Annotated in this window: 18 protein-coding genes (1 of these 18 cut by a window edge); 3 read left to right on the top strand and 15 right to left on the bottom strand. The window is 58.9% G+C overall.

Going from position 1 to position 19,474, the window contains the following annotated elements; genetic code table 11:
• Positions 1–7 precede the first annotated feature (7 nt).
• The 5 genes from FX982_RS07015 to FX982_RS06995 all read right to left on the bottom strand — a co-directional run bounded on the left by FX982_RS07015 (position 8) and on the right by FX982_RS06995 (position 6,780).
• A complete protein-coding gene (locus FX982_RS07015; RefSeq protein WP_172610125.1) occupies positions 8–1,183 on the bottom strand; it encodes a DUF5924 family protein in 1,176 nt (391 codons plus the stop codon).
• 98 nt (positions 1,184–1,281) lie between these two features.
• Complete coding sequence (locus FX982_RS07010; RefSeq protein WP_172610124.1) at positions 1,282–2,664, bottom strand: M16 family metallopeptidase; 1,383 nt, start codon at positions 2,662–2,664, stop codon at positions 1,282–1,284.
• Between the two features lie 67 nt (positions 2,665–2,731).
• A complete protein-coding gene (locus tag FX982_RS07005; RefSeq protein ID WP_172610123.1) occupies positions 2,732–4,375 on the bottom strand; it encodes a Na/Pi cotransporter family protein in 1,644 nt (547 codons plus the stop codon).
• Between the two features lie 263 nt (positions 4,376–4,638).
• Positions 4,639–5,406, bottom strand: a complete 768-nt coding sequence (locus FX982_RS07000; RefSeq protein WP_122534335.1) for a TerC family protein — start codon at positions 5,404–5,406, stop codon at positions 4,639–4,641.
• Between the two features lie 66 nt (positions 5,407–5,472).
• Entirely contained in the window at positions 5,473–6,780 is a 1,308-nt protein-coding gene (locus tag FX982_RS06995; protein ID WP_172610122.1) for a CitMHS family transporter, read from the bottom strand.
• Positions 6,781–7,102: 322 nt separating this feature from the next.
• On the opposite strand from FX982_RS06995, the gene FX982_RS06990 reads away from it, so the two are divergent.
• Positions 7,103–7,504 carry a GFA family protein gene (locus tag FX982_RS06990; protein WP_172610121.1) on the top strand — a complete coding sequence of 134 codons (402 nt, stop codon included), beginning with the start codon at positions 7,103–7,105 and terminating at the stop codon, positions 7,502–7,504.
• Positions 7,505–7,534: 30 nt separating this feature from the next.
• Here FX982_RS06990 and FX982_RS06985 read toward each other — a convergent pair whose 3' ends face one another.
• The 10 genes from FX982_RS06985 to FX982_RS06940 form a co-directional block, all read right to left on the bottom strand.
• On the bottom strand, positions 7,535–9,496 hold the full coding sequence (locus FX982_RS06985; RefSeq protein WP_172610120.1) for a DUF7844 domain-containing protein: 1,962 nt from the start codon (positions 9,494–9,496) through the stop codon (positions 7,535–7,537).
• A complete protein-coding gene (locus FX982_RS06980; RefSeq protein WP_172610119.1) occupies positions 9,493–9,813 on the bottom strand; it encodes a DUF2388 domain-containing protein in 321 nt (106 codons plus the stop codon). Before FX982_RS06980 ends, FX982_RS06985 begins: the two co-directional genes overlap by 4 nt.
• 37 nt (positions 9,814–9,850) lie before the next feature.
• The gene (locus FX982_RS06975; protein WP_172610118.1) at positions 9,851–10,156 is read right to left on the bottom strand and encodes a DUF2388 domain-containing protein; all 306 of its coding nucleotides are present in this window, start codon (positions 10,154–10,156) and stop codon (positions 9,851–9,853) included.
• 116 nt (positions 10,157–10,272) lie between these two features.
• Positions 10,273–10,590, bottom strand: a complete 318-nt coding sequence (locus tag FX982_RS06970; RefSeq protein WP_172610117.1) for a DUF2388 domain-containing protein — start codon at positions 10,588–10,590, stop codon at positions 10,273–10,275.
• Positions 10,591–10,950: 360 nt separating this feature from the next.
• A complete protein-coding gene (locus tag FX982_RS06965) occupies positions 10,951–11,166 on the bottom strand; it encodes a DUF1127 domain-containing protein (protein WP_093466716.1) in 216 nt (71 codons plus the stop codon).
• Between the two features lie 319 nt (positions 11,167–11,485).
• Positions 11,486–12,979, bottom strand: a complete 1,494-nt coding sequence (locus FX982_RS06960) for an acetyl-CoA hydrolase/transferase family protein (protein ID WP_172610116.1) — start codon at positions 12,977–12,979, stop codon at positions 11,486–11,488.
• A 186-nt stretch (positions 12,980–13,165) separates the two neighbouring features.
• On the bottom strand, positions 13,166–14,611 hold the full coding sequence (locus FX982_RS06955; protein ID WP_172610115.1) for an NAD(P)(+) transhydrogenase (Re/Si-specific) subunit beta: 1,446 nt from the start codon (positions 14,609–14,611) through the stop codon (positions 13,166–13,168).
• Positions 14,611–14,931 carry an NAD(P) transhydrogenase subunit alpha gene (locus tag FX982_RS06950; RefSeq protein ID WP_108121310.1) on the bottom strand — a complete coding sequence of 107 codons (321 nt, stop codon included), beginning with the start codon at positions 14,929–14,931 and terminating at the stop codon, positions 14,611–14,613. The genes FX982_RS06955 and FX982_RS06950 overlap by 1 nt, the downstream gene beginning before the upstream one ends.
• Before the next feature lie 10 nt (positions 14,932–14,941).
• The gene (locus tag FX982_RS06945) at positions 14,942–16,063 is read right to left on the bottom strand and encodes a Re/Si-specific NAD(P)(+) transhydrogenase subunit alpha (RefSeq protein WP_172610114.1); all 1,122 of its coding nucleotides are present in this window, start codon (positions 16,061–16,063) and stop codon (positions 14,942–14,944) included.
• Positions 16,064–16,488: 425 nt separating this feature from the next.
• Positions 16,489–17,385, bottom strand: coding sequence for a LysR family transcriptional regulator (locus FX982_RS06940; protein WP_172610113.1), 897 nt, complete (start codon positions 17,383–17,385; stop codon positions 16,489–16,491).
• A gap of 174 nt (positions 17,386–17,559) precedes the next feature.
• On the opposite strand from FX982_RS06940, the gene FX982_RS06935 reads away from it, so the two are divergent.
• Together FX982_RS06935 and FX982_RS06930 are read left to right on the top strand one after the other, a co-directional pair.
• On the top strand, positions 17,560–18,741 hold the full coding sequence (locus FX982_RS06935; protein WP_122534346.1) for an acyl-CoA dehydrogenase: 1,182 nt from the start codon (positions 17,560–17,562) through the stop codon (positions 18,739–18,741).
• Between the two features lie 10 nt (positions 18,742–18,751).
• Positions 18,752–19,474, top strand: partial view of a CaiB/BaiF CoA transferase family protein gene (locus FX982_RS06930; protein ID WP_172610112.1) — the 5' portion only. It continues 498 nt past the right edge of the window; the window shows 723 of its 1,221 coding nt (coding positions 1–723); the start codon lies at positions 18,752–18,754; the stop codon falls past the right edge of the window.

Raw genomic sequence — 19,474 nt, 5'->3', positions numbered from 1 at the left:
GACGAGCTTAGTTGGTTTTGGCCGGGGCAGATGGGTTCTCGGCAGGGGCACTGTCTGCGGGTTTTTTCGCCTCGGAATCATCCGGCTTTGCAGCGTCGGAGCCTGGCTTGAGGCCTGCCGGCTTGATCTTGTTGCGAGTGACGGCGGGCTGATCGCGCTCGGTAACGTCAAAGCGCAGCACCCCGATCATCTGCCCGTCCTCCGTGAGCACCCTCACCTGCCACTTGCCGAGCACGTCCGGCGGAAAATTCTGCTTGCGCGTCCAGGCTCGGTAGCCTTCCTCACGACCGCCTTTGATGTCTAGAGCAATACGCTCTATTTCCTCGCCATTGTGGCGCCACACGTGATAAATCCGCTCGTTCAGGCCGCGCGGGGCGTTGATCGACGTGTAGGCGTAAAGCCCGGCGCTGCGCAGTTGGTTGACGCCGATCTCCTGAATGCTCTCGCCGGGGGTGCGATTCTGGTTATCGAAGCGGGTGCTGATCGCCGCCTCTGTCAGCCAGAGGGTCGCCGGCGGCACCCAGAATCGCGCCATCCAGCCCGCGCCGCCGATCGCCAATGTCATGGCCACCACGCCAAGGCCGCGCTGCCAGCTGTTGATCGGATGGCCCGATGCCAGGCTCGGAAACGACAGCAGCATCGCAATACCCAGCGCCAGTTTGTAACTTTCGGCGGTGGTCAGGTGAACGATGATCGGCAGCGCCGTGAGCAGTGCGGCGAACAGCGTCAGGGTGTGCAGGGCCATGAACAGCCAGCGGCGCGGCGCCAGCCATTTGTAGTACAGCGGGTCGATGATGGAAATCAGGCCTGCCGCCCCGAGCAGCCCGGTGAAGGCCAGCTGGCCGCTGTACCACGTGGTAGTGACGAAGAAGAAGGGCAGTACGAAAAACAGGCTTTCCTGATGGATCATCTGAGTGCCGTAGCGCAGCAGCGGCTGCGGGATTTCGCGCTTGAACATCTTCGCGAACAGCGCGACCGCGCTGTTTTCCACCATCAGCCAGATCCAGCTCACCAGCAGAATGACCGCAATCCAGGTCGCCAGCTTGGCCTGGCGATCCACCAGAATGAAACTGCCGATGCCTGAGCAGAACCCGAAAAACGCAATCAGCCCAGGGTAGCGCTTGATGAACTCCAGCACACGCTGGACCAGCGAGTGCTGAATGATTGCGTTGATATCCGGCATCGGTGGGCGTCACTCTTCGTTTATGAAGCTAGGTCTATGAAGTTGGAGATCGTCTGCGTCTGACGAGCCCGCTGAATCCAATACGCTGACTATAGGCGTTACAACGGACGTTTCTTGTAAACCCGCCATCGCCAGACAATCAGCACCGCCACCAGCCCTGTCAGCAAGAATCCGACCCCATATAGCTCGTCGTAACTGAGCAGTGGCTCCTCAACCCGAAGATACCCGGGTTGCGCCAGCAGTTGACGCATCGCCTGATTGGCCAGATCCAGGCTCACGCCCCGGGTCCGCTTGGCCGGGTCCTGGAAGCGGCCATCGTCGTAATCATTCAACGCACCCCAGTAATAGTCGGCCAGCGCGCTATTGCCTTGAACGGCCCAGGCTTGCTTGGCGATGGAGGCCTGCTGCAGCCGTGCAAAGGTGGCCGGGTCCATGCCTTCCTTGCGCAGCCGCTGGAGCATCGCGCGCACGGCGGCCGTGGCCGAATCGACGTCTTCACGGTTCAGATCTGCATTGAGGCTGAGAAAGCCGGTGTCCCCGAACGCTTCGCGATCGGCCCATGGCCCGTAGGAATACCCCTTGTCCAGACGCAGTTCGCTGTACAGCGTCCAGTCCAGATACGCTTTCACCAGATCCCAGGTTTCATCATGCTGCTCGCCCATGTCCGGCTCAGGGAACAGCAAATGCAGCTTGGCGCCATCGCCCAACGCGCCGCGGATCAGCGTGCGCTCGGGATCGGCCTTTTCGGTCATCGAGCGAAGCGGCGGATGTTCCGTCGGATCGACCGCATTAAGTTGGCCAAAGGTGCGTTCCAGGTAGGCCGGCAGCAACTTGTCGAGTTCGCCCACGATGATCAGCGTCATGTTGTTGGAGGCGTACCAGTTGTTATAGATATTCTCGACTTGCTCCAGCGTGAGGTGATCGACCTCGGCCCGCTCCGGGCATTTGAGGCCAAGCTCCACGGCGAGCGGGCTGCTGGCGCCGTGGCCCAGGTCGCGCTTGTCCAGCCAGCGTTGCAAATGCGAGTAATGGCCACCGTCTTCACGGGCGACGATGCGCTTGGCAGTGTCCAGATTGGCCTGATTTATTTGCGTGTGAGTCAGCAGATTGAGCAGCAGATCGAGCACCTTGCGCTGATTTTGCGCCGGCGCCTCGATGACGAAAGTGGTATCGGTGTTGCTGGTGAACGCGTTCCACTCTCCACCCAAGGCCTGCATCTGTTGCTCAAGGCCGCCCTCCCCGCTGTTGTCGATCCCGCTGAATAGCAGGTGCTCCAGCAGGTGCGGCAGCTCTTTGTCTTCGCATTTGAAGTCATCAAAGCCAATACCCACGACCAGGCGAATAGCGACATGACCTTTGTCCGCAGGCTTGAGCAACAGCTGCAAACCGTTGGGCAGCACGTAGCCCTCTACCTGCAACCGGTCGAGGGCCATGGAAGAAAGGGATGTCAGAACCAGACAAACGAACAGCAGGCAACGCATAAAAACGGGCTTCCTTGCGGGCCGGTATGTGTAACAGACTTCGCAGCGGCGCCTGCGTTCACCACGATTATTCCGGGTTGCCCTCGCTGGACAAGGCGCCTGTGTCATTGGTTTCAAGGACCACGTAAGCGCTGCTGCAGAACAGCGAGTTCAAGCGTTTCATGTCGGAAATCAGCTCAAGGTGCAGGGAGCTGGTCTCGATACTCTGCACAATCTTGCGTTGCAGTCTGCTGACATGGGCATGGGCCAGGCGCCGCTCCTGTGCGCGAAAACGACGTTTCTCGCGCAACAACTGGCGCGCGCTTTCCGGGTCACCGCTGAGGAAGACCGATAGGCCTAGACGCAGATTCGCCATCAGTTGCTCGTGCAGCCCGGACAGTTCTTCCAGGCCAACGTCGGAAAACGACCGCCTCTGCGAGGTTTTCTGCTGCTGAACCTTGCGTAGCATGCGCTCGATCAGCCCGCTGGCCAGTTCCAGATTGATCGCCAGTTCGATGATCTCGGCCCAGCGGCGATTGTCCTGATCGCTGAGGTCGTCGCGGGGCATCTGCGCCAGGTATAACTTGATGGCGTTGTAGAGTACCTCGACATCATCGTTGAGCCGACGCACTTCCTGAGTGACCGCCGTCTGGTTGCCCCGAAGCACCTCTTGCATGGCATTGAGCATGCTGTCGATCAGATCACCCATGCGCAGGGTTTCGCGCACGGCATTGGCCAGCGCCAGGCTCGGCGTGGCCAGTGCGGTCAGGTCCAGATGCCGAGGCTTGGTCTGGCCGTTGATCTCGGCCTGCTGAGGCAGAATCGACGCGCACAGACGTCCCATCGGCCCCACCGTCGGCAGCATGATCAGGCAGCGCAGGGAGTTGTAGATGACATGAAAGCTGATGACCAGGCTCGACGGACTGACATTTAGCGTGTCCATCCACGCCACCAGCGGGGTCAGGACCGGGGTGATCAGCAACAGCCCGATCAGTTTGTACAGCAGGCTGCCCAGGGCCACTTGCCGCCCGGCGACGTTTTGCATGCTGGTGCTGAGGAACGCCAGCAGACCGCTGCCGATGTTGGCGCCGATCACCAGACCGATCGCCACCGGCAGGCTTATGATTTCCGCGCCTGCGAGGGTCGCCGTCAGCAGCACCGCCGCAAGGCTTGAGTAGGAGATCAGCGCGAACATGGCGCCGACCAGTGCGTCGAGCAGAAGATCGCCCGTCAGTGACGCAAACAGCACCTTCACCCCGGCCGCCTGGGTGATGGGCGCAGCGGCAGTAACAATCAGCTGCAAGGCGAGAATGATCAGGCCCAGGCCAATGCCGACACGACCCAACTGGCCCACACGGGTTTGTTTGCGCGACAGAAAGAAGATCACGCCCAGAAAGATCAGCAGTGGCGACAGCCACGACAGGTCGAACGTCAGGATTCGCGACATCACCGCAGTACCGACGTCGGCACCGAGCATGATGGCCAGCGCGGGCGTCAGGCCCATCAAGCCCTGGCCAACGAAGGACGTCACCAGCATCGCCGTGGCATTACTGCTTTGCACCATAGCGGTGACGAGGATCCCCGCAACGAATGCCAGCGGGCGTTTGGACATGTTCTGGCCAATGACACGGCGCAGCTGCGAGCCGTAGACACGCAGAATGCCGGTCCGAACGATGTGTGTGCCCCAGATCAACAGCGCGACGGCGGAAAGCAAATCGAGCAGGGTCAGCATACGGAGAGCCCCCTGTAGGTTGCCCATCGGGCAAAGTTAAAGGTCCAGCGTGTAGCGAGCGTAAGCGCTTGAGGTGCATCGAACAGCGCGCTCAACTAAAGCTTTAGTCGGCCTGTGGCCTTAATGCCAGCATGGCACAGCGGATTATTTCTTGAAACAAATCTGTCATAAATCAGGTATTTGAAGGTCGCTCGTTGATTCGCACCGATAAAAAACGGGGCACTCGAAGGGCCCCGTTTTTCATCACGTCTGCGCAGCGGACGTTACTGGCCCGGCACGTCCTTGTGCAGTTTCACCGGGTCCTGCATCTTGCGCTTCTTCGCCATCGACGTGCGCATTTTGATGTTGATCGCCTCAACCGCCAGCGAGAACGCCATGGCGAAGTAGACGTAGCCCTTCGGCACATGCACATCGAACGACTCGGCAATCAGCACGGTGCCGACGACGATCAGGAACGACAGCGCCAGCATCTTCAGCGACGGGTGCTTCTCGATGAAGTCGCTGATGACGCCCGCGCACAGCATCATGATCAGCACCGCCACGATGATCGCCGCGACCATCACCGGTACGTGGGAAACCATACCCACGGCAGTAATGACCGAATCCAGCGAGAATACGATGTCGATGATTGCAATCTGAAGGATGGTGTACAGAAACATGCCGCCCTTGCCTTTCGGCTCGTCCAGCGATTCTTCCTCGCCCTCCATGCCGTGGTAGATCTCTTGCGAGCTCTTCCACAACAGAAACAGACCACCGAAGAACAGAATCAGGTCGCGTCCGGAAATGCCCTGGCCGAGGACCACGAACAGGTCGTCGGTGAGGCGCATGACCCAGGTGATCGACAGCAGCAGCAGAATCCGCGTCACCATTGCCAGCGCCAGCCCGAAGATGCGGGTGCGTGGCTGCATCGCCTTGGGCATGCGGCTGACCAGGATCGAGATCATGATGATGTTGTCGATACCCAGCACGATTTCCAGGGCGGTCAGCGTGAAGAAAGCAACCCAGATCTCAGGGTTGGTCAGCCATTCCATTACGTATTCCTTTGAGCGTTCGTTTTCCCTCCGGCACAGTTACGCCAGAGGGAGCGTTGAGTTGCGTTATAGGCTGCTGTAGAGCGGGAAAATTCCCATCAGCAGCGCAGCGATCAGAATGCACACACACACCAGCACGGCCCATTTGAGGGTAAAGCGCTGGTGATCTCCAAACTCGATGCCCGCCAGTGCCACCAGCAGATACGTCGACGGCACCAACGGACTCAACAGGTGGACGGGCTGGCCGACGATCGAGGCACGTGCCATTTCCACCGGGCTGATGCCGTAATGCGAAGCGGCTTCGGCCAGCACTGGCAGCACACCATAGTAGAACGCGTCGTTGGACATGAAGAAAGTGAACGGCATGCTGACAACTGCAGTGATCACGGCCAGATAAGGGCCCATCGCTTCAGGAATCACGGCCAGCAGGCTCTTCGACATCGCGTCGACCATTCCGGTGCCGGACAGGATACCGGTAAAAATCCCCGCAGCAAAAATCAGTCCGACCACTGCCAGCACGCTGCCGGCGTGGGCCGCTACACGGTCTTTCTGTGCTTGCAGGCACGGATAGTTGACGATCATGGCGATACTGAATGCAATCATGAACAGCACCGGCAGCGGCAGCAGGCCCATGATCAGCGTTACCATCAGCACCAGCGTCAGTGCGGCGTTGAACCAGATCAGCTTGGGGCGGCGGGCTTCAGGAAACTGCGAAACGCTGATGTCGCTGTGATCGCCTTCGTCACCGGGCAGTTGCAGTTCGCCCAGGCGCGCACGCTCGCGTTTGCCGTAGAAGTAGGCGATCACCAGAATCGCCACAACGCCTGCCAGCATCGCGGGAATCATTGGCACGAAGATGTCGGATGGATCGACATGCAGGGCGCTCGCCGCACGCGCGGTCGGGCCGCCCCATGGGGTCATGTTCATCACGCCGCCGGCCAGAATGATCAAGCCGGCCATGATGCGCGGGCTCATGCCCAGACGGCTGTACAGCGGCAGCATGGCGGCCACGCAGATCATGTACGTCGTGGCGCCGTCACCGTCCAGCGAGACAACCAGCGCCAGCACAGCCGTACCGACCGACACTTTGACCGGGTCGCCTTTCACCAGCTTGAGGATCTTGCGCACGGCCGGGTCGAACAGCCCGGAGTCGATCATCAGTGCGAAATAAAGGATGGCGAACATTAGCATCACGCCGGTTGGCGCTAGCTTGGTGATGCCCGCAAGCATCATTGGGCCGATTTCCGAGGCGAAGCCACCGAATAAGGCAAAAACGATAGGGACAATGATCAAGGCAATCAGCGCGGACAGGCGCTTGCTCATGATCAGGTACATGAAGGCGACGACCATGGCGAAGCCGAGGAAGGTCAACATAGCAATACTCCAGCGTTACGCGGCGGGGAACGGACGAGACGAATCGATCAGCTCAAAACGAGCGGCGCGTGGAGTCGGGGATTACGAAGGGGGTACTGCAGGGCACATGCAAGCATCGGAAATCACCTAATTGTTGTTGTAGATGGGCCGGAGAACGTCAAGCGCGTTCGTCCTGGCCGACCGGTCTGTCGCCGGCGGTGAGGTGATGCTAAACGGGGAAGCTTTCAGCCAGCTTTCGTTGCACTTCTCAAGTTAACGAGCGGGAGGTTGAGTTATCGACCTAAGGATGCGGTCAGACCCATACATAACCGGGAGAGTGCTCATGAGTGAATTGCAGACCGGCGGATGCCATTGCGGCAATCTGCGTTACCAGCTCGATGGCCCCGTGGATGACGTTGCCCACTGCCACTGTTCGATTTGTCGGCGCACGTCAGGTGGAATCGTCGTGACGTGGACCAGCGTCCCCGTCGAGGCTTTTAAATGGCTGGCCGGAAGTCCGACTACCTATGATTCAGGCCCGACGTGCGTGCGGTATTTCTGCAATAACTGTGGGGCGCAGGTCGCGCTTTTCAGCCGGAACAGCCCGGAGACCATGGATGTGACCATTGCCACCCTTGATCATCCGGAGCTGACGCCTGCCAATCGACACATCTGGACCGACAGCCGCCTGCCCTGGCTGCACCTCGACGAGCATCTGCCAGGTGAGCCTGGGGAAACTGCCTGAGTCATTTAGGGGCGCACAGCAGCGCAGCGATCAAGGTAGCTCCAACCCGCCTGCTGCCTTGTGCAGCGCCCGCAGGTGCTCACCGACCTGCTTGAGGTTGTCTTCGGTCGCAGCGATCCCGGCGGCGCGGTCGGGATCGAGCAGCGCCCTCACCTCTTTGTCCAGATCGCCGCTGAGCCGCTGAAGCTGTTTCTGCCGCTGGCTGCTCTCGTCCTCCAAGCGCTTCCACTCGCCTTCCTGCGGCAGACCGTAGCCGCCGCTGCCGAGCAATTCTGCGGGTCGACTCAGGAATCCGCTGTTGGCGAGAATGTCCTGCAGCGTGCCGGTCGCCCTGGAGACGCCGTTGTCCTTCTGCTCCACAGCACTGAGGTAGCGCTGCTTGACCTCATCCTGCGCGAGCAATAACTGACGACGGAGCCCGGCCTGTTCCAGCAGCAACATCGCAGCGCTGGTGCGCAAATCAGCATTTGCGAAGTAAGGGCGTCGCTCTTGGGGCGTCAGTGCCAGCCAATCCTCAACCGTGGTCTGCTTGACGCTGGTGGTCTTGCGCAGCACATCGAACATCGCCTGATAACGGTCACGGTACGAGTCGAAGCGGTAGCCCATGCGCAGCGCTTTCTTCGGATCGTCCAGCACGCTGGTGTCCGCCAGTCCTCTGCCCTTGAGGACTTCCAGCAGCCCGTTGGGCATGATGCTGTCCAGCCCGACAAGCCGCGGATCGTTAGTGCCACTGCGCAGCAGCTTAAGGTTTTCCACCGCGCAGTTGTTGGACAGGAACCAGTAATCCCCGTCATAGGCCCAGTGCATCTCGGCAGCGTGCTGAACCAGACCGTTGATCTCCTCTCGGGACAGTTTCAGCGGGACAGAGGCCAGGCCGCGCAGTTCGGTCTTGGTGTACTCATCGATCACCTGACCCAGCGGCAGGACAAACAGGCGCGAGGGATACTTGCCGGTCAAGCCACTCCAGCTGGACAGCTGCAGGTCGTTGACGAAGGCGCGATACGACAGCACCAGGTGCTGATCCAGATCCAGCCGACAGTCCGGGCCACGCGGCCGACCAGGCTTGCATATCACCAGCCGAAGCATGCTATGGCCCCACCGGCTCGCCAGATTCTGGTTGGCCTCGGCCAGCAGGTAATCGACTTCGTACACACGTTCGGGGTCGAGCTTGCCCAGTGGCTCTCGGGCAAAGTCGTTCCCGGCGTTGAGGTAAGGATAGGACGTCGGGCACTGATCTTTCGTCGCGGGCGCCCAGTCGAACCGAGCCTTGAAATAGTCGTACAGTGCCGGACGGCGACAGGCATAGGCCGGATCGAGGAGGAAGTACTCCATGTTCACCGCAACGAATTCCAGCGGGCTGCTGATTTCGTAGATGTCCGGACTGCGCGCAACCTGGCCGTTACGCTCTTCCCTGTCACCGCGGCGGCCGACGTACTGTGGCCATCCCGCTAGATCCAGAAGGCGGGGATCATCACTTAACGTGAAGCGTCGGTCGGTCTGCCCCCGGCAGCTGTCACGCAGGCCAACCTTTCCCACACTCTTGCCCTGCCGGGTACATGCAACGATCAGCTTGCGGTCTTCAGGGGACCAGAGCTGCGCGTGATCATAAATATGAGTCAGCTCATGCAGAACCGTGGCGAGCATTTCTTCGCGCACGGTGCCGTGAGGACGATTGGTTTGGGTTGTTGCGGCGCTGCCATCGGTCAGGCCGGCGAGCAAGTGCTGATTCAGGTCCAGCCGGTAAGGGCCGTCTGCACGGCCGTAGGCATTGGACGGCATGTCATCGGTCCAATGCACTTCGACCCTGCGATCGAGCTTGCTGACGAAAAGTGGCGGCAGGTGCGCCATCGCTTCGTCGAGCAATGTCTGGCTGGCCTTCTGTTGCGCAGGACTGAGCCCGCCGGTATGCAACGACAGCCTGAGATCGGCGAAGGCGCCCGTGCAAATCAGCGACAGCGCCGACGTCAGCAGCCAGACAGCGAGGCGTTTCACAGTGCGAGGATGGCCTCGGCGAGGTCCTGGTCACTGGCGTTGCGGGCCTCGGGCAGGCGGTCGCGCAGCGTCATGAAAGCGGCGTCGAGCAGTGCGCCATGGATATCGCCGTTGCTCGCGACATAGCTGGCAGCGTCGTCGCGCGCTTCGAGTACGAGTTTCCAGTTGCGTACGGATGAGGTGGTGTCGGAGGTGAAATCGATGCTGCGGCCTAGGGCGCGAACGACGATGTTACTGGTGGCCTTCAGGGTTTGTGCCTGTGTCATATCAGTCAGCAAGAGCAGGCCGAGGGCGGCAGCGATCAACGGGGTACGCATGGAACGTCTCCAAAATACGGAAGTTACAAAAAAGTGACTATTGGACGAGGATTGCCTGCGCCAGTTCAAGGTCGCTTGCATGAAGTTTCGGGCGGGATTGACGCAGGTATGCCAGCGCCGATTCCAGTCGTGCTCCTCTCAGTTGGCCGTCACTGGCAACAAACACGGCAGCATCATCCTGGGCGGCAATTATCAACTTGCTATCGAAAGGCCCGGTCGTCACCTGGCTGGTGGCGTATCCGGTTTTGACCAGGCTTTGTGTGGTCACGTCGAACGCCAGAACCTGAGTGGAAATACTCAAGGTGGCGATGACGGCAAGCACTAGGCGAGACAACGAATGCATGGCTATTCAGGGCTGTTCAGGTTCTGCGAAACGAGTCGCAAGGCTAGCGCAACACCCGGGTCAGAGCTAGTGCAAAGACCCGGGCGTAAGCGGGAGAAACCTGTCGCGATACTGAATCAGATGGCAAGAATCGCCTGCGCGAGTTGCGCGTCCGACGCTTGCAGGCTTGGCGCAACCTCGCGGATGTGTTGCAACGCGCCTTGGAGCTTCACGCCACGGATCTCGCCTTCGCTGGCAACGAAGCTTGCTGCGTCGTCGCGGGCGGCCAGGACGATCTTGTCGTCATGGAAGGAGGATGAAATCTTAGACGTGGCATTGGACGATGCATCAAGCGCACGGACGATGGTGTCGGTAGTGACCACGAAACTGGAAGCCTGGGCTCCAGTGGCAGCAACGAGCAGGAAAGCGGCACTGAACAGGCGAACGCGAGACATACAGGCACTCCAAAATAACGGGATTCGAAAACCACTGACGCTTAAATCGGAAGCTCAGCCTTAGCTGTCTCGCGAGTGCGTGGTCAAGGTGGCGCAAGATTAGCTTATAAGCGAGCCCGCTAACCATCCTCGCCTTACGCAAGCAGCCGACGTGCTGACCATTACTGCTGAAATTGTCCGGAAACATTGGTCTGTATGGGTATTGCGTGAAATAAATCAAAACTGTACTGGTTTTGCTTGCCAAACTACACGCTGGCCTGAAACGACAAAGCCCGCCAGCAGTAACCTGCTGACGGGCTTCGTTTGAACAATTCGGGTTGCTGGCGAGAGGCGCTTTGCCTGGGACCAGCAGACGCTACATTAGCGCCAGAACGGCTTGCTCAGCTCTTCGTAACGCTGGGATTCGCTGATACCGGCGTCAGCCAGCAAACGTGCATCCAGACGAGCCAGTTGATGGCGGCTGGACAGACGACGCTGCCAGAGCATCAGGTTGGCGAACATGCGCAGCGGCAACGAGGCTTGTGCGGTTTTTGCGGTGTCTTCGTAGAACAGTTCGGAACTGACGGTGCGTTCCATGATGCTTCTTCCTTCCGCTTGTGGCGGGATTAGAGAGTGACTTGATTGGTGACAATATTCCTCTCATTGCCCTCCTCTCTCTAGACACAGTTCATTTGTATTGTGCTGCTCCAGTTAACTGTTAAACACCACTGTTTTGTTCAGAAGTGGGGCAACTGTACGGGTCTGCACCATAAGTGTGCTTTTTGGATGATTGCGCCAGTCATTTCCCGTTTGGCCTACCCGAAATAACCCGTACAGCAGTACAGTTTTTGCAGGATTTGCGTTCAGTCTGCGAGCTGTGACGACGAAAGGTTGCCTCCACTGACAAACTGTATTTTCAAATCGCCAACATGTGTCCCGTTTCTTCCAGGTTTAGGTGCCAGCTGAGTGCATCCCGCAATACATGTGGGGTGTGACCACCAATTGCACAGGCGCGGCGGAAGTAGTCATTCAGCGCCTCGCGGTAAGCTGGGTGCACGCAGTTGTCGATGATGACCCGGGCGCGTTCGCGGGGTGCCAGGCCTCGCAGGTCTGCCAGTCCGATCTCGGTGACCAGAATGTCCACGTCGTGTTCAGTATGGTCTACATGGCTGACCATAGGCACGACGCTTGAGATCGCCCCGGATTTGGCAATGGATTTGGTCACGAAAATAGCAAGATGGGCATTACGCGCGAAATCCCCCGAGCCGCCTATCCCGTTCATCATCCGTGTCCCACCCACATGGGTGGAGTTGACGTTTCCGTACAGGTCGAACTCCAGAGCGGTGTTGATCCCGATGATGCCCAGGCGGCGGACGACCTCTGGATGGTTCGAAATTTCCTGAGGGCGTAGTAACAGTCTGGATCTGTACTGCTCCAGATTGTCGTAGACCGCAGCGTGCTTGCGCTCGGACAGCGTCATGGAGCAGCCCGAGGCAAAATCCAGCTTGCCCGCTTCGAACAGGTCGAACGTCGAGTCCTGCAGTACTTCCGAATACATGGTCATGCCGTGAAAGGGCGAATCGATCAGCCCTGTCATGACGGCATTGGCGATCGTGCCTACCCCGGCCTGCAACGGCATCAGCTGATTGGTCAGGCGGTTCAGCCGCACTTCGTTCTTGAAGAACTCAACCAAATGGCCCGCGATAGCCTGAGTGTCGGTGTCTGCCGGCAATACCGACGACGGCGAGTCGGGTTGATTGCTGATCACGATGCCGACGATCTTGGCCGGATCTATCTTCACGGCCTGACTGCCGATTCGGGTATCGGTCTTAAGCACCGGGATCGGCAGCCGCGTCGGCCGGTAAGTGGGTATATAGATGTCATGCAGCCCTTCGAGCTCAAGGGGCTGGGCGAGGTTGATCTCGATGATCACGTGCTGGGCAAGAATGGCGAAGCTCGCCGAGTTACCGACTGACGTGCTGAGCACCAGGTGCCCTTCTTCGGTGATCGCCACGCATTCAATCACGGCGATATCCACGGCCTTGATCTGGCGATTGCGCAGTTGCTCGACGGTGTCCGACAGATGCTGGTCAATGAACATCACGGTGCCGTCGTTGATGGCCTTGCGCAGGGTGCTGTCTACCTGGAAAGGCATGCGGCGGGACAGCACGCCCGCTTCGGTCAGTTGCTTGTCCAGATCGTTGCCCAGGCTTGCGCCCGTCATCAGGCTGATCTTCAGCGGAACTGTTTTGGCGCGTTCAGCCAGCGCCTGGGGTACGGCTTTGGCTTCGCCTGCGCGGGTGAAGCCGCTCATGCCAACGGTCATGCCGTCCTTGATCAAGGAAGCGGCGTCGGCCGCGCTCATTATCTTGCTCATCAGCGAGGGCAGACGGATTCGTTCACGGTGCATGTTGTTTAATCTCATGACAAAGATGCGTGAGCGAAGTCTAGAGATTTGAAGTGTGTTCGTCCCGCTACCAAGGTCGCACTAAAGGCTCTAATTAGCGCTTCTGCGCGAGAAACACTTTTACCCGGGGTGTAAAAAACCCTCGGCCATCACCTGCGCCGAGGGTTGTTTTATCGCGGGTTGCAACCGTTATTCGATCGCTTTGACCATGTCCTCGATGACCTTTTTGGCGTCACCAAAGACCATCATGGTTTTGTCCAGATAGAACAGCTCGTTATCCAGGCCTGCATAGCCGCTGGCCATGGAGCGCTTATTGACGATGATGGTCTTGGCCTTGTACGCCTCGAGGATCGGCATGCCGGCAATCGGTGATTTGGGATCGTTCTTGGCCGCCGGATTGACCACATCATTGGCGCCCAGCACCAGAACGACGTCGGCCTGACCGAACTCGGAGTTGATGTCCTCCATCTCGAACACCTGGTCGTAAGGCACCTCGGCCTCCGCCAGCAGGACGTTCATGTGCCCCGGCATCCGGCCGGCCACCGGGTGGATCGCGTACTTCACCGTGACGCCCGCGTGGGTCAGCTTTTCGGTCAGCTCTTTCAGCGCGTGCTGCGCTCGAGCGACCGCCAGCCCGTAACCCGGCACGATGATTACAGTGTCGGCGTTGGTCAGCAGGAAGGTCGCATCGTCAGCTGATCCGGATTTGACCGGCCGGGCTTCCTTGGTGCCGCTCGCAGCACCGGCATCTGCTGCGCCACCGAAACCGCCACCGATCACGTTGAAGAACGAGCGGTTCATCGCCTTGCACATGATGTACGACAGAATCGCGCCGGAAGAGCCGACCAGGGAACCGGCGATGATCAGCATCGAGTTGTTCAGCGAGAAGCCAATGCCCGCCGCTGCCCAGCCTGAGTAACTGTTGAGCATCGACACCACAACTGGCATGTCTGCGCCACCAATCGGGATAATCAGCAGCACGCCAATCACGAATGCGAGGATCAGCATAATGCTGAACGCGAACAGGCTACCCGTCAGCATGAACGTGACGCCGAACAGCAACGTCGCAAGGCCCAAAATCAGATTGAGTTTGTGCTGACCGGCAAATTGCACCGGTGCGCCCTGGAACAGGCGGAATTTGTATTTGCCAGACAGCTTGCCGAAAGCGATGACGGAGCCGGAGAAGGTGATCGCACCAATAGCTGCGCCAAGGAACAACTCCAGACGATTGCCCGCCGGAATCGGATCACCCAAGTGGTGAACAATGCCCAGCGACTGTGGCTCGACCACGGCAGCAATGGCGATGAATACGGCGGCGAGACCGATCATGCTGTGCATGAAGGCGACCAGTTCCGGCATCTTGGTCATTTCGACGCGCTTTGCCATGATCGAACCGGCAGTGCCGCCGACCAGCAGACCGATCAGGATATAGCCAATCCCTGCGCTGGCACCGCCCGTGGACAACGCGGCCAGTTTGAAGACCAGTCCGATCGTAGTTAAAACAGCCAGACCCATGCCGAGCATGCCGAACAGGTTGCCTCGACGCGACGTGGTCGGGTGAGACAAGCCCTTCAGCGCCTGGATGAAGCAGATCGCCGAGACGAGGTACAGCAATGTGACGAGGTTCATGCTCATTACTTGGCCACCTCGTCTTTAACCTTGGGCGCTTTCTTTTTGAACATCTCCAGCATGCGCCGGGTGACCAGAAAACCGCCGAAGACGTTAACGGCGGCCAGCGCGACAGCCAGCGTGCCCATGATTTTGCCCAGTGGCGTTACTGTCAGCGCTGCAGCGAGCATCGCGCCGACGATAACGATGGCCGAGATGGCGTTTGTAACTGCCATCAGGGGCGTGTGCAGCGCAGGCGTCACGTTCCAGACCACGTGGTAGCCGACGTAAATGGCGAGCACGAAGATGATCAGGTTATAGATGCCGGGTGAGATGAACTCTTCCATTATTTTATCCTCAGCCGTTCTTGCGGATGACTTGGCCATCGCGGCACATAAGGCACGCGGCAACGATGTCGTCTTCGAGGTTGATCTGGAACTGCCCTTCCTGGTTGAAAAGCAGCTTCATGAAGTCCAGCAGGTTGCGGGCATAAAGAGCCGATGCATCCGCCGCAACCATGGCCGGGAGATTCGTGTGGCCGACGATGGTCACGCCGTGCTCGACGACTACCTGGTCGGCTACCGTAAGCGGGCAGTTGCCGCCCTGCGCGGCAGCCAGATCAATCACCACCGAACCGGGCTTCATTTGCGCGACTGTTTCCGCGCTCAACAGCACCGGTGCCTTGCGACCAGGGATCAGCGCCGTGGTAATCACGATGTCCGCCTGCCTGGCGCGCTCATGCACGGCCACCGCCTGACGCTGCATCCAGCTGGCTGGCATCGGGCGGGCGTAACCGCCGACGCCCACGGCAGCCTCGCGCTCCTCGTCAGTTTCGTATGGCACGTCAACGAACTTGGCCCCTAGCGACTCGATCTGTTCCTTGACGGCCGGACGCACGTCCGAGGCCTCAATGACCGCACCCAGGCGTTTGGCCGTGGCGATGGCCTGCAGCCCCGCAACGCCCGCGCCGAGAATCAGCACTCGCGCAGCCTTCACCGTACCGGCCGCAGTCATCAGCATCGGCATAAAGCGCGGGTAGTGATGCGCCGCCAACAACACAGCTTTATAGCCGGCGATGTTGGCTTGGGAAGACAGCACGTCAAGGCTTTGCGCGCGCGAGGTGCGTGGCGCAGCTTCGAGGGCAAAGGCGGCAATTCCGCGTTCGGCCAGCTTGGCGATCATGTCGTTATTGAACGGGTTAAGCATCCCGACTACCACGGTGCCGCTTTTGATCAACGGCAACTCGGCGTCGCCGGGAGCGGAGACCTTGAGGATGAGTTCAGCGCCGAACGCATCAGCGGCGCTGCCGATCAGTGCACCTGCTGCCTCGTAAGCACTGTCCGTCACGCTCGCTGCAATGCCCGCGCCGTTCTGAACGGTCACTGTGTGGCCTTGGGCGATGAGCTTTTTGATGGTCTCGGGAGTGGCGGCGACCCGGGTTTCACCAAGCTGGGTTTCGAGGGGGACTCCAATGTGCACGTCAAATCTCCTGCGTGATCTTATTGTCTTAAATGAGGCCAGCGCGCTAAGGCCCGAGGGCTGGAATTGCGATCACTACACCCGTTAAAGCAGCCGGGCGCGGCATTTTGCAGGGGATGTCAGAGGCCTTCAAGGGTTTCTGTAAGCGAACGAAAAATGTACTACAAGTCACCCTGTGACCGATTGACGCACTGAATCACACAAGTGTCTGATGTAACTGATCTTTTATGAATTATTAGTCCGCAGGGGTCTTCCGACGACGAAATTATAAAACGCCCTGAAAACAGGCTGGAGGGCTCTATTTGTATGACTATTGGAGCGTTAAAGCCAGAGCTGAAACGTGTGTCGTCAATGCGACAATTCAGGATATCTGTAGGTTTTGAAATAGGCGCACTACATTAAGTCTTCAAGACGCAGATGGGTGTTTAAGGCAGCGAGTAAGTGTCGGCCTGCTGAATCAGCCAGTCCCGAAACGCTTTCAGGGACGCCGATTCCGTTTTGCGCTCTGGAATCATCAAGTAATACGCCTTTGAGCTAGAAAGCTGATGGGGGTTGGCAATCACCAGGCGCTTTTCGGCTAGTTCATGCTGAATTAGAAATGGTGGTATGAGCGCCACACCCATGTCATGCATGGCTGCCTGCGCGAGCATGGAGAATAGCTCGTAACGAGGACCTGTCATGTCGCGGGCCACGCCCATGTCCCGCGAGTTGAACCATTGCCGCCATGCATAGGGCCGGGTGGTTTGCTGAAGCAGCGGCATCTCGGCCAACTCTTGAGCGCTAATGCTGTGCCGTGCCCCAAGCAGTGCCGGACTGCAGACCGGCATCGGGTTCTCGCCCATCAGTCTGTGAGATTCGGTACCGGACCAATCAGCATCGCCAAAATAAATCGCTGCGTCGAATTCGGTATCCGCGAACAAAAAGGGCCGCGTACGGTTCGTCAGGTTGACAGTGACGTCAGGGTGTTTCTTCTGAAAATCCTTTAAACGCGGAAGTAGCCATTGCGTGCCGAAGGTAGGCACTACCGCGAGTTCGATCACATTCACGCCCTGGTGACCCATCACTGACAGCGTGTCACGTTCAACGGCGTCGAGTTGCGTTGCAATGCGCCGACTGTAGGAAAGGCCCGCCTCTGTTAGCTTCACACCCCGTCGTGAGCGTCGGAACAGGCCGACATTCAAGAACTCTTCCAGGCTGGCGATCTGTCGGCAGACCGCGCTCTGGGTCAGCGAAAGCTCTTCGGCGGCTTTTGTGAAGCTCTCGTGCCGCGCAGCGGCCTCGAAGCTTACCAACGCGGTGGTGCTTGGGATTTTACGGCGCATGTACCTTTGCCTCACTCAGAAGAACGGACAGGCTGCTGATCAGTGTGCTTCGGAGTGAGAAATTAGCACAAGACGATGCGAAATCGTCGTTTGCTCCCTTGATGGTTCCAGGCCTAGGCTCGCTCCATTACTTTTCCGGCGAGTCCGGAAGCGCATCTTGGTGAGGAGAGAATCATGAGCGGCAAGGCAAGTTTCAGTTGGATCGACCCCCTGTTGCTGGACCAGCAGCTCACCGAAGAAGAGCGCATGGTTCGCGACAGCGCCGAGCAGTTCGCCAGGGACAAGCTAGCACCGCGTGTACTTGAAGCCTTCCGGCATGAAAAGACAGATCCAGCGATCTTCCGCGAGATGGGTGAGATAGGTCTCCTCGGTGCCACGATCCCGGAGCAGTACGGCGGTAGCGGTCTGAACTACGTGTGTTACGGCCTGATCGCTCGCGAGGTCGAGCGCGTCGATTCAGGTTACCGCTCCATGATGAGCGTGCAGTCCTCCCTGGTCATGGTGCCAATCAATGAATTCGGCACTGAAGCGCAAAAACAGAAGTACCTGCCCAAACTCGCATCCGGTGAGTGGATTGGCTGCTTCGGCCTCACCGAACCCAATCATGGTTCGGATCCGGGCGCGATGATCACTCGTGCGCGGAGCGTCGAAGGCGGTTACCGCCTGACCGGTAGCAAAATGTGGATCACCAACAGCCCCATCGCCGACGTATTCGTTGTCTGGGGCAAAGATGACGCTGGCGATATCCGCGGCTTTGTACTGGAAAAAGGCTGGCAAGGCCTGACGGCTCCGGCGATCCACGGCAAGGTTGGCCTCCGCGCTTCGATTACCGGCGAGATCGTCATGGACAACGTGTTTGTGCCGGAAGAGAACATTTTCCCGGACGTCCGTGGTCTCAAAGGACCTTTCACGTGCCTGAACTCCGCCCGCTATGGCATCTCCTGGGGCGCCTTGGGGGCTGCCGAGTTTTGCTGGCACACCGCGCGTCAATACACGCTGGACCGTCAGCAGTTTGGTCGTCCGCTTGCAGCTAATCAGCTGATTCAGAAAAAGCTCGCTGACATGCAGACCGAGATCACGCTGGCGCTTCAAGGCTGCCTGCGTCTGGGCCGCATGAAAGACGAGGGCACCGCAGCGGTCGAAATCACCTCCATCATGAAGCGCAACTCTTGCGGCAAGTCCTTGGACATTGCGCGTATGGCGCGTGACATGTTGGGTGGTAATGGCATTTCTGATGAGTTCGGCATCGCCAGGCATCTGGTCAACCTGGAAGTGGTCAATACCTACGAAGGCACCCACGACGTCCATGCGCTCATCCTGGGTCGTGCCCAGACCGGCATCCAGGCCTTCTATTAAGGAGCCTGCAATGGGCGCGTTATCGCATTTACGTGTGCTGGACTTGTCTCGGGTGCTCGCTGGCCCTTGGGCAGGGCAGATTCTGGCTGACCTGGGTGCAGAGGTAATCAAGATCGAGCGCCCGGGCAATGGCGACGATACGCGCGCCTGGGGGCCGCCCTTTCTGAAGGATTCGCGTGGAGAAAATACGTCTGAAGCTGCGTACTACCTGTCAGCCAACCGTAACAAGCAGTCCGTCACTATAGACTTCACTCAACCTGAAGGTCAGAAGTTGGTTCGGGAGCTGGCGGCGAAGTCCGATATTGTCATCGAGAACTTCAAGGTTGGCGGGTTGAAGGCTTACGGCCTGGATTACGAATCACTGCAGTTAGAAAACCCAAGGCTCATCTATTGCTCTATTACTGGGTTCGGTCAGACGGGGCCGTATGCCAAGCGCGCCGGTTACGACTTCATGATTCAGGGGCTCGGTGGGTTGATGAGCCTTACTGGCCTTGCGGAGGGCGAAGATGGTGCGGGACCGGTCAAGGTTGGCGTGGCGCTGACGGATATTCTTACAGGGCTGTATTCGACGTCGGCGATTCTCGCTGCTCTGGCGCATCGTGACCAGGGAGGGCCCGGTCAGCACATCGACATGGCGTTGCTGGATGTGCAGGTCGCCTGCCTGGCGAATCAGGCGATGAACTACCTGACCACGGGCGTATCGCCAAGGCGACTGGGTAATGCGCATCCTAAT

The organism is Pseudomonas graminis (assembly GCF_013201545.1).
GTDB lineage: Bacteria > Pseudomonadota > Gammaproteobacteria > Pseudomonadales > Pseudomonadaceae > Aquipseudomonas.
This window is presented reverse-complemented; position numbering and strand designations above follow the sequence as displayed.

Bases quoted from the DNA above. Each gene is read 5' to 3' on its own strand.
- FX982_RS06940 (WP_172610113.1), bottom strand. From the start codon at position 17,385: ATGCGCCGTAAAATCCCAAGCACCACCGCGTTGGTAAGCTTCGAGGCC.
- FX982_RS06980 (WP_172610119.1), bottom strand. From the start codon at position 9,813: ATGCGTACCCCGTTGATCGCTGCCGCCCTCGGCCTGCTCTTGCTGACT.
- FX982_RS07010 (WP_172610124.1), bottom strand. From the start codon at position 2,664: ATGCGTTGCCTGCTGTTCGTTTGTCTGGTTCTGACATCCCTTTCTTCC.
- FX982_RS06950 (WP_108121310.1), bottom strand. From the start codon at position 14,931: ATGGAAGAGTTCATCTCACCCGGCATCTATAACCTGATCATCTTCGTG.
- FX982_RS06975 (WP_172610118.1), bottom strand. From the start codon at position 10,156: ATGCATTCGTTGTCTCGCCTAGTGCTTGCCGTCATCGCCACCTTGAGT.
- FX982_RS07015 (WP_172610125.1), bottom strand. From the start codon at position 1,183: ATGCCGGATATCAACGCAATCATTCAGCACTCGCTGGTCCAGCGTGTG.
- FX982_RS06990 (WP_172610121.1), top strand. From the start codon at position 7,103: ATGAGTGAATTGCAGACCGGCGGATGCCATTGCGGCAATCTGCGTTAC.
- FX982_RS06960 (WP_172610116.1), bottom strand. From the start codon at position 12,979: ATGCACCGTGAACGAATCCGTCTGCCCTCGCTGATGAGCAAGATAATG.
- FX982_RS06935 (WP_122534346.1), top strand. From the start codon at position 17,560: ATGAGCGGCAAGGCAAGTTTCAGTTGGATCGACCCCCTGTTGCTGGAC.
- FX982_RS06995 (WP_172610122.1), bottom strand. From the start codon at position 6,780: ATGTTGACCTTCCTCGGCTTCGCCATGGTCGTCGCCTTCATGTACCTG.
- FX982_RS07000 (WP_122534335.1), bottom strand. From the start codon at position 5,406: ATGGAATGGCTGACCAACCCTGAGATCTGGGTTGCTTTCTTCACGCTG.
- FX982_RS06970 (WP_172610117.1), bottom strand. From the start codon at position 10,590: ATGTCTCGCGTTCGCCTGTTCAGTGCCGCTTTCCTGCTCGTTGCTGCC.
- FX982_RS06955 (WP_172610115.1), bottom strand. From the start codon at position 14,611: ATGAGCATGAACCTCGTCACATTGCTGTACCTCGTCTCGGCGATCTGC.
- FX982_RS07005 (WP_172610123.1), bottom strand. From the start codon at position 4,375: ATGCTGACCCTGCTCGATTTGCTTTCCGCCGTCGCGCTGTTGATCTGG.
- FX982_RS06965 (WP_093466716.1), bottom strand. From the start codon at position 11,166: ATGGAACGCACCGTCAGTTCCGAACTGTTCTACGAAGACACCGCAAAA.